The sequence below is a fragment of the Pseudoduganella sp. R-34 genome (assembly GCF_049904655.1).
In the GTDB taxonomy this organism is placed as follows: Bacteria; Pseudomonadota; Gammaproteobacteria; order Burkholderiales; family Burkholderiaceae_D; genus Rugamonas.
This window is the reverse complement of the sequence record NZ_CP184572.1, coordinates 6,645,606-6,658,281: the sequence shown is the minus strand read 5'-3', so window position 1 is coordinate 6,658,281 and position 12,676 is coordinate 6,645,606. Positions and strand designations below refer to the sequence as shown.

Annotated in this window: 5 protein-coding genes; all 5 read left to right on the top strand. The window is 55.8% G+C overall.

The window, feature by feature from the left end; translation table 11 throughout:
• Positions 1–18 precede the first annotated feature (18 nt).
• On the top strand, positions 19–4,395 hold the full coding sequence (locus tag ACN9MW_RS30500) for an RHS repeat-associated core domain-containing protein (protein WP_426166039.1): 4,377 nt from the start codon (positions 19–21) through the stop codon (positions 4,393–4,395).
• The gene (locus ACN9MW_RS30495; RefSeq protein ID WP_426166037.1) at positions 4,383–5,051 is read left to right on the top strand and encodes a hypothetical protein; all 669 of its coding nucleotides are present in this window, start codon (positions 4,383–4,385) and stop codon (positions 5,049–5,051) included. The genes ACN9MW_RS30500 and ACN9MW_RS30495 overlap by 13 nt, the downstream gene beginning before the upstream one ends.
• 278 nt (positions 5,052–5,329) lie before the next feature.
• Positions 5,330–9,136: a hypothetical protein gene (locus ACN9MW_RS30490; RefSeq protein WP_426166034.1), complete on the top strand. Its 3,807-nt coding sequence runs from the start codon at positions 5,330–5,332 to the stop codon at positions 9,134–9,136.
• A 250-nt stretch (positions 9,137–9,386) separates the two neighbouring features.
• Complete coding sequence (locus ACN9MW_RS30485; RefSeq protein WP_426166032.1) at positions 9,387–11,102, top strand: hypothetical protein; 1,716 nt, start codon at positions 9,387–9,389, stop codon at positions 11,100–11,102.
• A 29-nt stretch (positions 11,103–11,131) separates the two neighbouring features.
• On the top strand, positions 11,132–12,667 hold the full coding sequence (locus ACN9MW_RS30480) for a hypothetical protein (RefSeq protein WP_426166029.1): 1,536 nt from the start codon (positions 11,132–11,134) through the stop codon (positions 12,665–12,667).
• Positions 12,668–12,676 lie beyond the last annotated feature (9 nt).

Sequence of the window (12,676 nt, the reverse complement as noted above, 5' to 3'; positions counted from 1 at the left end):
AGTGAGAAATTGAAGAATATGAACAAGCAGAACAAATACAATTTTTGCCGAATCGTCGGACTGGCAACCATGGTGGCACTCGCGCCCGTATGCGGCGCGCAGCAGACTAGCACCGTAGATCCACTCGCCGCTTACGAAGAAAGCCTTCGCATCAACGCGAATATGCCGGGCGGGAAATTCACCGTCAACACGGTGGATATGCGCATCAAGATCGCCAATGGCTATTTCACCTGGAGCCGCACGTACGACGGTAATGGCTGGAGATTCTCGCCGCATTTGTCGCCGTTGCGCTTTGATGGCAAACTGATGGTCCTTGGGATGGGATCGGGTAGTGGAGGTGGCAGTGGCGGAGGCGGTGGTACTTCCGTGGCTACGCCAATGCCGCCCGCGCCAGTGCCGGAATCGTTTGGTTATGTCGGCTCGTTTGTAGTGTATGAACCCGATCCTAACCTTGTTTCGGTTCCGCTTGCATCGCTAGACCGGATCATTCGCAACGGCGCAGAATTTGAGGCTGTTGAAAAATCCAATCTATTCCAGCAAGCTGGCACCACGTCTGGTCGCTACTTTATCGAGAGCATCAGCATTCCAGGCCGCGAAGGGGTCTTCTATCGATGGCAAGACCGGGCCGGTGAGTGGCTCATATATGACGTCAAAGGATGGATTGATTCTTACGGGAATGCCAATGGCCTGACGGCCACTATGGAATACGAGGACGGACCTGCCATCAACGGCAGGAAAGGCAAGAGGCTGAAAGCGGTCAAGGATCGTAATGGCAACGTCGTGCTTACCTTCGTGTATGACCAGGCACATCCAACTGCGGTTCGCGAGGTGCGAGAGGTATTGCTTCCTGGCGAAAACTTCACGCCCCGCGTGGTCAAGTACGACTATGACTTCAGCCGAGATTCTGATGGAATTCGTCCAATCACTAAAGTCACTGACGCGGCCGGTAATCCCACGACTTTTGGCTACGATGAAATCGGTCGTCTCACTTCGATGACCGATGGTGAAGGTCATGGCAACCGAGTCGAGTACCAAGGTAAGACTAGCCGTAAGGTGAAGGAAATTTCGGCTGATGGCGCCGTAACTACTTTTGCCTACTCATACGATAAAACCAAAAAACAATACACGGTTCGGAGTACTTTACCTTCAACTGCAGCTGGGAACCGTGTCGTGGAGGAAATTTACGACGCGGACGGCGTCGAAATTCGCCAGGAAATGAATGGTCAACTCTTCGGGGCGTTCGCTAAAGATGGCCGTGAGTCAATTCAACTGAATTCGGTCGGGCGTCAAACCAAAACGACTCGCAACGAGTTCGATCTGGTCACACGAATTGAATATCCAGATTCTTCCAGCGAGTCGATGGAGTATTCGCCATTAAATTTAAAGATGATCAGGCGCGTTGATGCTGCCGGTGTAGCATCCAGCTATGAGTATGATGAGAAAGGCAATCTACTCAAAGAAATACAGGCTGTCGGCACGCCGGCTGAGCGAGTGACCACATATGTGAACGATGCTAACGGCCTTCCAATCTCGTCAACGGTTCATGGCAGGACTGAATCCAACGGCATGGTGACGCCTGATGCCGTTCAGCGGTTTGAATACGATAGTCGGGGCAGTTTGCGAACTGTCGTGGATCCCAATGGTCTTACACAACATTATTTGATCAGACCTGACGAAAATGTCGCCGAATATATAGACGCACGTAATAACAAAACCGTAATTGATTTTGATGGTGTCGGCCGAATACTCGCAAAAAGAGCGCCGCTATCCCAAAGCACAACTTATACCTATGATAAGGCTGGTAATCACATTACGGAGACCGATCCGCTTGGCCGAACAATGCGCCGCAGCTATGACGTAATGAATCGATTGGTGCAAGTCACTGATGCAAAGAATGGTCTTATTAAATACGAATATGACAGTGCAGGATCGCGGATTCGATCGATAGACGCGGATGGATACATCGACTCGTTCCAATATGACAACTTGACCCGCATGGTAAAAAATGTCGATGGAATGGGTAATACCACCGAATATCGATACGAATTGCCGGGGCAGGCCGATCAGATTGGCGACGCGGCGCGAGGCATTAATTGGCTTCCAACGGAATTTATACTCCCGACATTCACGAGGCACGTAGAGCGTGATGCTGCAGAGCGTATAACTCGCACTACGACCAGCTACGGCTCCAAGACTGGTTCGAAGGAGGCAGTTACTAACTTCGATTATGATCGAAATGGCCTATTAGTTCGCCTCAAAAAAATGGATGGGCAAATTGGTTACGCGTATGATGCATTGTCGCAATCCGTTGAAATATTCGATGAGGCGAATAAGGTAACAAAATTTGTTCGCGATGTTCGTGGCAATCCTATTCAAGTGGTTGATGCGGTTGGTCGTATCACGAAATTTGAATACGATCCAAATAACCGTCTTGTGAAGGAGATCCTGCCGCTAGGTCAGGAAAAAAAATATGAACACGACGAAGCAGGTAATATCAAGGCTGTGGTGGATCGGAATGGAAACCGAACGGAGTACGACTACGATGCATTAAATCGTGTGATTCAGGTGACTTCGGTCCAGGCCGACGGAATCAAGGCAGCGACAACGACGTATTCCTGGAATATAGACAATAGCTTGGCATCATATATCGACGCTGATCACCTTTTAAACCTTGTCAATGGCGCCACCTTTACATACGATGAACTTGGCCGGGTTACCGGCGTAACAGTTACCTACCCAAACGGTTATAAGCTCAGTTACGGCTACGGCTACAGTGCGGCTGGCCGAAAGACTCGCCTGACGTGGCCAGATGGCACTCCAATTACGTATAGCTATTCGCAGCTAGCCAGCCTGGAGACTGTCACCATCCCCGGAGAGGGATCCATCCAGTTTTCAGGTTATAAGTGGAATAGCCCTACTGAGGTTGTATTCCCCGGCGGTCTTCGCCAGCAACGTACGTATGACGGGATTTCAAATCTCGAAGGCTTGACTGTTGGAATGGGGCAGTCGTCAGTACTTGACCTGGCATATTCCTATAACGATCGAATGCAGCTCGCATCTAGTAATCGAATAGATAACGTAGATGGCGCAATTTCGACAAGATCCAGGTCATTCGAATACGATTCGGTTAGCCGAATTGCCAAGGTAAAGACAGAGAGTGGTGGATTGTTTGCGTCGAACACTCAAATATTTGGTTACGACGATGTACATAACCGTGTTTCAGATGGTGTGGTTGTCGGAAAGTGGCTGTACGATGCCAATAACCGGTTGAAGCAAAAGGGTAGTAATCCTGAAGCTGTTAGATATGAATACGATGATGTCGGTAATCTGGTCAAAAGAATCGAACCGGATGGCGTCTTTACGAAGTTCTCTTATAACTCAAAAAACAGGTTGACTGCTGTTAACGGCCCCAATGATGAATTAATCGCCCGTTACGGCTATGACCCGCTAGGTCGTCGAATTTGGCGCGAGCAATTTCGTGCCAAAGATCTCAGCGAGTTGCCTAAAGCGAAGCGCACGCTATATCTCTACAGTGATGAAGGCGTCATAGCTGAAGCGGAGCAGGACATTGCGCTTGGCAATGATGGGGCAATCACTAGTGTTGACTCACCGGTCCTGGTGACGCAATTTGGCCCACGCCCCAATAACACTTTCGCCACCGGATTGCTTTTTGTTAAAACTAAAGCCAGTGACGGCAAGGATGTCTTTGCGTATTTTCAACACGATAGACTAAATGCACCGATTCAGGCGTTTGACAAACGTGGCACGTTGGTTTGGTCCGCTGACTACGATGTCTATGGTAAAGCAACAATTACCACGCCCGTGGCCTCGCCCGAACGTTCTACGATTACCCATAACCTGCGATTTCCTGGGCAAATTGAAAACCCCGAGACTGGACTGCATTACAATTACTTCAGGGATTATGATCCACAGACGGGGAGGTATGTGCAGAGCGATCCGATTGGTTTGGGTGGGGGGATTAACACGTATAGTTATGTGAGCGGCAACCCGGCAAGCCGAATCGATCCTTGGGGGCTGGAACAATGCGATATTGATGCTGCCGAGCAAACCGCGAAAAAGCTCCAGCCCAACATGAATTTCGGTAAGGGCCATCCCAAGGTGGATATTACCGGAATGGCAGCATATGGAGAGGCGCAAATTCCCGGGCGTGAACCTGGTTTCGATGGCTATATACACATAAATACGATGTTTCTCGAGCCATTAAACGAAGGTATGCAATTCAAGATTTTGGAAACGTATTATCATGAGGCTGGGCATTTTACTTGGCCGAATTCTTATCACGACATTATCCGCCCGTTCGCTAGAGCGCAGGCTGAGCAAAGCTGGAACAAGTTCAAGGACTTGCGAGATAGACTCTGCAAATGCAAAAAATGATGGCCAGTTTATCCATTGGATCGGAAGTTCATTTGATGATCTTCGCCATGTTTTTAACAATATGGCCGACTCATGTCCTCGGGGCTAAAGTTGAGGAACAACCCGCTCCCAAGCTGCCAATAACATGCGTGCTTGTTGAAAATGCGTCCATTTTAATTAAAAGCTTTGAGGAACCGCCATATGGGCGCGCCAATGTAGGTCACCAGATCGGTGCGGGCGCACGCACTGTGTTGTCTATTCGCGCCTGGGAGGACTTATCTAATTCAGACAGATCGCAACTGTGGAAAGCGACGCTGGAACTTGCACCCATAAAGGCCGCTATGCCTCTTGGCAAAGTTGAGCATGTACCCGTGTTGCGCAGTTATTTTACGTATGGCGGATTATTCTGGTTGACTGACGGTGGTTACGTTTGGGGTGAAAACACTATTCATCAAGTTGGTCTGATAAGAACAAAAACAGGGCTCGAAGCAGTTATCAATGGATCCATTGCCGCCACTGCAATTCTCCGTGAGGTACCTACACGTACGACTGTCGCATGGCACTGTAAGGTAATACGACGAAAGGTTAATGAGCTTGACCTATGGGAGGGAAAGCCGGGTACAACATTTGAGTCTTTTCATCCGGCTAAGACACTGCGTCCTGTTGACCATTTGTAATTTCGAAACACTGCACTTGCTGCGGCGGCCTTCGGCGGCCTGAATATTAAACGCCGAATTTGATTCGCAATAAATCGAATCGTCTCTTCCGTCCAAGAGATTAATCTTTCTTTAAAATGATGACATATAGCTGGTCGCGTCGCGCGCTTTTTGGAATTGCAGGATCAATTGTTCTGGCTTGTACTCCCTCCCTCCATGCGCAGGAAACCACCTGCGCCAAAGTCAAAATCGAAATCAAGCAAGAGCTGACTCTCGAGCGGCAGGCCTTTGATGCGGCCATGCGCATTACGAACAACGTTGACGGTGACCAGATCTCCGACATCAGCGTGTCGATGCGGGTGACCGATGAACTGGGCTTGCCGGTTGCCGTTACATCGAATTCGAGCGACACCAGCGCAAAGTTCTTCGTTCGTATTTCGAACCTGGACGGCATTGCTTCGGTCGATGGCACCGGTGTCGTCCAGCCGAAGACAACGGCCACCATCGATTGGCTGATGATCCCCGCTCCAGGTGCAGCGGGCACCACGCCTTTTGGCAAGAAGTACCTGGTCGGCGCCACCCTGAAGTACAAATTCCAGGGCGAAGTGCAGACGCTGGAAGTCGATCCGGACGTGATCACCGTCAAGCCACTGCCTTCGCTGACCTTGGATTACTTCATGACCCAGGACGTGGTGGCCGACGATCCGCTGACGCCAATCATCGAATCGGCCGAGCCATTTACCCTTGGCGTGCGTGTAAAGAACACCGGCTTGGCCAAGGCCGCCAACCTGACCATTGATTCGGCACAGCCGAAAATCGTTGAGAACAACCAAGGCCTGTTGATCGGCTTCCAGCTGCTGGGCAGCTTCGTCGATGATTCGCCCGCGCAGAATTCCCTGCTGATGAAGTTTGGCGATATCGCCGGCGGCACCAGCAAGATGGGACGCTGGATCATGCAGACCACGCTGGCCGGCAAATTCACCGAGTTCGGCGCCAAGTTCTCGCACGCCGATGAACTGGGCGGTTCGCTGACCTCGCTCATGCAGGCCACGAACGCGCACATCCTGCTGCACGACGTGCGCGTTGACCTGCCGGGGCGCGACGCAGTGCGCGACTATCTCGCGCTGGAGCCGACAGGTGTGAAAGTATTCGAGTCCAACGGCCCTGATTCCGATGTAACGGATCGCAGTGCCGCCGCAAGCCTCGTTGTCGGTCCAAGCGCCAACGGTGTCGATACCTACACGCTGAACTTCCCTGCGACGCCGGGCTTTGCCTACGTGCGCCTGAAAGATCCGTATAGCGGAACTCGTCCAATTGGCCGCATCATCCGCTCGGACGCCAAAATCATGGCGCCGGAAAATGCATGGCTGTCTAAGACCCGCAACAAGGACACTAAGAAGTGGGAGTACTACGTCAACTTCTTCGACGTAGCGACCACCGGCGTGTATAGCACCGACTTCGATCCGCCATCGGCCATTGATCGCCCGCCAGAGCTGCAGTTCATTGCGGACCATACTGTGGAAGAGGGCAAGCAGGTTTCCTTTATCGTTGAAGGCAGCAGCGCTGCGGGCAAGCCGGTTGCGCTGAGCGCTGCACCGCTGCCGGCAGGCGCCCGCTTTACCCAGCAGGCAGCCGATCCGCAGTATCCAGGCCTGGCACGCGCGGTGTTCGACTGGACACCGGAAAAAGGTTCGGCTGGTAACTATGTCATCACCTACACCGCCGACGATGGCGCGCGTAATGCACAGCGGGTCGCGACGGTCACGGTTACCGGCGCAGCGGTACCGGCAGGTCCAGGCCTGCCAGCCATCAGCGCGCCGTTGTCCGGCAGCGTGGTGGGCGCCATCAGCGCCATGAAGCCGACCTTCGCAGTCCTGACATCTAGTGCGCTGGACGATGCGACCAAACAGGTGCAGTTCGAACTGTATGCCGATGCACAGGATGCCCAACTGGTGGCTACCGGTATCGTCGACAAGGCGGCGGCCACCGTGGATGCAAACGGCGCGACCGTCGTCCAACCGACGACTTGGACGCCGCCGCTCGAGCTCGGCTATAGCGGCAAGTACTGGTGGCGTGTGCGAAGCTTTGACGGCACCTTGTATAGCGCGTGGGTGTACGGTCGGTTCACGATCGCTTCCGCCTTGGTGAAGCCGACAACGTTCAACGCCACCAGCCCGGCTGTCGATGCTGAAGTGCCGAGCGCTACACCAACCTTGTCGTGGACCAATGCGCAATCGGTCGACGGGTCGCCGACGGCATACGCGGTAGTAGTCTACAAGGATGCCGAGCTCGCCACGATTGCAGCGCAGTCGGCCGACATCGCGGAAATGCCCGGCGGTTACACCAGTTGGACGGTGCCAACCCCGCTGGACAATCGGACCAGATATTACTGGCGCGTCGTAGCCAAGTCCCGCGCAGGGGGATGGAAGACCGCGATTCCACGCGCGTTTACGGTCAACACGACCAACCAGGCGCCCGGAACGCCGACATTAGTGCTGCCGCAGCCGGGCAGCGTGCTGGACCAGGCCAGTGCCAGCCTGACGGTCAACAACGCCGTTGATCCGGAGGGTTCGCCAGTCAGCTATGTGTTTGAGCTCGACAGGACCAACACCTTCGATTCCGGCGCCAAGCGCGTGTCTGGCGTGGTGCCGGCAGGAAGCACTTCCACTAGTTGGAGCGTCGCCGACCTGGCCGAGAACGGCCGCTACTGGTGGCGCGTCAAGGCAAGCGATGGCAAGGCGGAGTCGCCTTGGGTCGTCGGTGAGTTCATGGTGAATACCACCAATGAAGCGCCGCCTGTGCCGCTGGTCCGAAATCCGGGCAATGGTGCGTGGACCTCGCTGCAGCAGCCGAGCCTGGAGGCAAGCCCCGTTCTGGATCCCGAAGGCTCGCCAGTGCAGTACCGTTTCGAGGTGTTCAAGGATTCGGGCTTGACGCAAAAGGTGACGGAAGGTGTTTCGCACAACAGCGCTTTGATCGTCCCTAGTGCCTTGCCGGACAAGTCCTGGTACTGGTGGCGTGTGCGCGCCATTGATGGCAGCGGTACGGCTAGCGCCTGGAGTGCCCCGTCCCGGTTCTATGTACATGGCGGCGTGGCGCAACCGGCTGCGCTGGAACTGGTACAGCCGGCGCGCGTAGTTTTGCCGGTCATTAACGGGACCGGCACGACAGCCAGGAAATTCGCCACCATCGCATGGGAAGGGGCGGACCCGAACCGCCAGCCTCTGGTGTCACTGTATTACAGCCTGAGCAAATCCGGCTTCAGCGGCTTGCCTGTGGTTGAAGGCTTGCGGCAGCCGCTGGGCGCAACCGGTGGACGATATGAATGGGACATATCAGCACTGGCGCCCGGTGCCTACAGCATCTTCGTCGTGCTGCAGGATGGCCAGGGCGTCAGCAAGACCTATGCCCCGGGCATGGTTGTGGTTCCCAACCCGGTGCAGACGGGCACGTTGACGTTAGGCGATCCGGGGCTGATCTACGAGGGCAGCACGGCCACGCTTGGCCTCGCCTGGACTGGCGCGTCCGGCAAACCGATGCATTTCCCATTCGGTGGCAAAGCCTCAACAGCCAACTATGATTTCTTGTTCCAGTCCGAGCCACGGGCGAGCGGAACCATGCTGTTCGGCGCGTTCGGTGAGCCGCTCTGCCATAAGCAAATGGTGCCCTTTGCCAGCCAGTTTGGGCCGATCCTGACGGAGGACCTGAACTTTGCCGGGCGCGTGGTGATGGGCAACGCCGGCCGATTTTCTTACGCGAGTTCAAACACTGGCGATGAGACTTTGCGTATCTGTGACATCCAGATCGTATCCGAGCGCCGGTTGGATGCTATCTGGTCGGAGTTTACGGTTCGTGCCCGCCTGAGCAACCTGGGTTCGTCGCTACTCGGCGCGAGCGCGACGCCGTCGCTGCCGGCACCCGGTTCGTCGACCTTGGCGCCGGCTGCCGGTACCGAGGTTTCGGGCACACTGCAGTTTGGTGCCATCAATACCTTCGAAACCGGCGTTGCGCTGAATACGATGATCGTGAAGGCCAAGGCGGGCAATACCGGAGTGGGGCAAATCCTGCGCGGCGCTGTAAAGTGGAGCGTCCAAGTGAACCGATAAGGGAATGGGGGCATCAGGCTTGGTGCTCCCCTACCTGGCCAACCCGCATTACCTCTGTCTTCAGGCGAAGTTGTAATTTTGTTGCAATTTCGAGAATTGCATAAAACAGATGCAAAAATTAAATCTTTTTCCTTGACGAAATATTGCTAAATATCTAGCATTTTGAATTTTGCAACTTTTTGCGCGTAAGACATATCTATTGCGCATAGGGATGCCCGTTTCGGGCCGGAATTCGAGGTGTTGGTTGGTTTTGAAAGTCATCTGGGCCGCATTGCGGCCACCGGCGCGGGCCGCGATCGGCGCGTTGCTGCTGACCGGCCTGGCGCATGCCCAGACCACCGTGTCGGGACCCATCCGCACGAACCAGACATGGGCTGCCAGCGGAAGCCCATACATTGTCGATGCCGACGTCGCGATTGAAGCAGGCGCAGTCCTGACGATTGAGCCTGGCGTGACGGTGCGCCTGGGTGCGAACGCGAACCTGGTGGTGAGCGATGGCGCCCTGCGTGCGGAAGGCTCTGCGGCAACGCCAATTGTCCTGACCTCTGCCAGCGATGTGCCGAGCGGCAGTCCCGCTCCTGGCGCATGGGGCAACCTCACCTTCATGGAAGGCGCCGCATCTTCCACGCGACTGGAGTGGGTGCAGGTCAATTACGGCAAAGGCATTCGCATCCAGGGCGCGTCGCCGATCCTGAACTACGTCGATATCCGCAATAGCAGCGGCGCCGCGATCCAGGTGGATTTGAACTCGTCGCCTAGCGGCGTCGGCCTGCAGGCTTCCGGCAATGCGGTGAACGGCATCAGCGTGCCGGCTGGCGATATCACGGGGAATGTGAAATGGAACCTGCGCGGCATTCCTTACGTGGTGGCGAGCGGCGAAGTCTCGGTTGGCCTGCGTCCCTCGATCAGCAGCATTGTCCCGGCAACCATCCAGCAGGGCGAGACCATCGATGCAGTTGTTACCGGTTTTCGCGTGGGCGGCGTTGAAACCGCTTCCTTCGATGCTGCCGGCGTCACTGCGACTCTTCGCCCCGGCGCAACGGCTGCGACGGTACCGATACGCATTTCCGCAACAATGGAGCAACCGGTCGGAAAGGTTAGCCTGTCGCTGCAGACGAGCTCCGGCCTGGTCAAGTTCCCGGCAGGATTGGAGGTGGTGCCATTCAAACCGACTGTGCGCGTGACAGGGCTGACGCCATCCGTCCTGCGCCGCGGCGAGAGCGGCAGCTTCCGCATGGATGGTACCTACCTGAACGGCGCCACGGTAACCTTGCCGGCGAATTCCGGGTTGACGCTGTCTGGCCTGCAGACGACCGAAACGCAGGCAACCTTCACGCTTGCAGCCGCTGCAGATGCGGTGTCGGGCCAGCGAGTCCTGCAAGTGGCAAACCCTTCGGTGCCAGATTCCACCGCCACCGCAGCATTGACCATCATCGACGGCGCACCGCGCATCAACACCGACCCATCACCGATCTCGCTGTTCCCGAACGGGAAGAACAACACGGTAACGATCCGCCTCTCCGCCGCCGACTTGATCGACAACACCATCGCACTGACTTCGTCCGATCCGACTATCGCCACGGTGACGCCGGCGTCAATCACTGTCCCGCGTGGCCAGTTGCAGGCCACCGTGCAGGTTACCGGCCTGAAGGTGGGCACCACATTGCTGAACATGACGTCGGCCACGCTGCAGCCGATCAGCTATCAGATCTACGTCGGCAGCGTTGCCGATAACACCCTCGTTGACCCAGTGCTCGCGCGGCCGGTTGGCGTGGTGCTGATGAAGAACTTTGAACCAGATGGTGTCGCAATTGCCCCGCCAGTCGGTGTTGTCCTGCTCCATCAGGGGGCCGCGCCAGGAGGCGTGATTAACGCCAGCCCGGTTGGCGTGGTGCTCTTGCGCGATTTGAGCAACTCCGATACGACCATCGTTTCGCCGCCAGTGAGCGTCGAATTGCGCGAATGAATTACAGAATATTTGGAAAAGGAACAGAGATGAAAACAAGCATGCCAATAGCCAAAGTCAGCCTGGCCGCAGTACTGTTGTCGAGCGCGAGCGTTAGCTTGGCTGGCGTAACGAGCGGCAGCACCGGCGCGGACGGCGCATTCAACCCAACGGCCAACGTTAGTGTGCAATTGCCTGAAAACGGTGTGCTGAACTACACGAGCATGAATATTCCCGCCGGCGTCACTGTTACGTTCAAGAAGAATGGCCGGAACACACCGGTCACCATGCTGATCTCCGGCGACGCCACTATCGCTGGCACCATATCGATAGACGGTGCAACCCCAACTAGCGTCTTTAACTATAGCATCGGCGGAATTGCGGGACCTGGAGGTTATGACGGCGGCAAAGGCGGGGCTGTTGCAGATGCATCGTTGTGGACTTTTGGAGGACAGAGTCCCAATACAGGGCGCGCCGGCTTTGGCCCTGGCGGTGGCATGCCTGGGACCGCAATTAAACCCGGGGCATTCGGATGGGGGCAACAAGACTATATACACGTTAGCCCTGCAACCGGTGCCGCATTCGGCAGCAACATTCCTGCTCTTGGTAATGCCACCTATAACTGTACGACCCCAGGCGTGACTGCATACAGCAATAGCAACCTGATGCCGTTGGTCGGCGGCTCTGGCGGTGGCGGTGGTGCGGGTGGTGCGCGCTTGCCGGGCGGCGGCGGCGGCGGCGGCGGCGGGGCACTCCTCATCGCGGCTGACGGGACGATCAATATCACCGGTGTGATTTCCGCGAACGGCGGCAACGGCGAATTCACTACAAGTGCTACGGGCCCCGGACCTGGTTCGCGCGGGGGGGGCGGTAGTGGTGGCGCAATTCGCTTAGTGGCAACGACCATCTCGGGCACTGGTACGTTGAAAGCGGACGGAGGCGGTGGGAACATCGCTAGTTACGCAAATGTGGAAAACGCGGGAACCAGGTATAACGTTTGTTCAGCAGACCCAAGAAGCGTTTATGGTTCGCCTGGCCGGATTCGCCTGGAAGCGGTGAATCTGCAGTTCACAAGTAACACTTCTCCGTCCTACACCAGTGACGTTCCAGGCCCAATCGTCATGCCTGGTGGGGTGCCGATGCTGTCGATTGCAAGTGTGGCTGGCCAAGCAGTACCGGCCAATCCAAACGGCTACAACGACCTGATCTTATCGAGCCCTACCAATACTTTGCCCGTGACTATTTCTACGAAGGCTATTCCTGTAGGCAGTACGGTGGTGGTGAAGCTTCTGCCGCCAATTGGCAATCCCGTCCTGTTCACAGCCCCGCCAACAACAGGAACCAATGAGAACGGCACGACTTCCGTCAACGTCGATCTTGGCCGTGGCGCAAACGTGGTCCAGGCTTCCGTGACTTTCACCGTTTCGCAGGCTAACGCTGTGGCATTGGCTCCCATGGCCGGCAACGAGCAAGTTGCCCAGATCCGCCTGGAATCCGTTCTGGGCGCCGGTGAACAACTGGCCACCCTGATCACCGTCAGCGGCAAGGAATACAAGGTCCCGGCAGCATCCCTCGCAGGTATTTGATCCGCGATC

Excerpts from the sequence above, each read along its gene's own strand:
- ACN9MW_RS30490 (WP_426166034.1), top strand. The coding sequence starts at position 5,330 with ATGCGCATTACGAACAACGTTGACGGTGACCAGATCTCCGACATCAGC.
- ACN9MW_RS30480 (WP_426166029.1), top strand. The coding sequence starts at position 11,132 with ATGAAAACAAGCATGCCAATAGCCAAAGTCAGCCTGGCCGCAGTACTG.
- ACN9MW_RS30500 (WP_426166039.1), top strand. The coding sequence starts at position 19 with ATGAACAAGCAGAACAAATACAATTTTTGCCGAATCGTCGGACTGGCA.
- ACN9MW_RS30495 (WP_426166037.1), top strand. The coding sequence starts at position 4,383 with ATGCAAAAAATGATGGCCAGTTTATCCATTGGATCGGAAGTTCATTTG.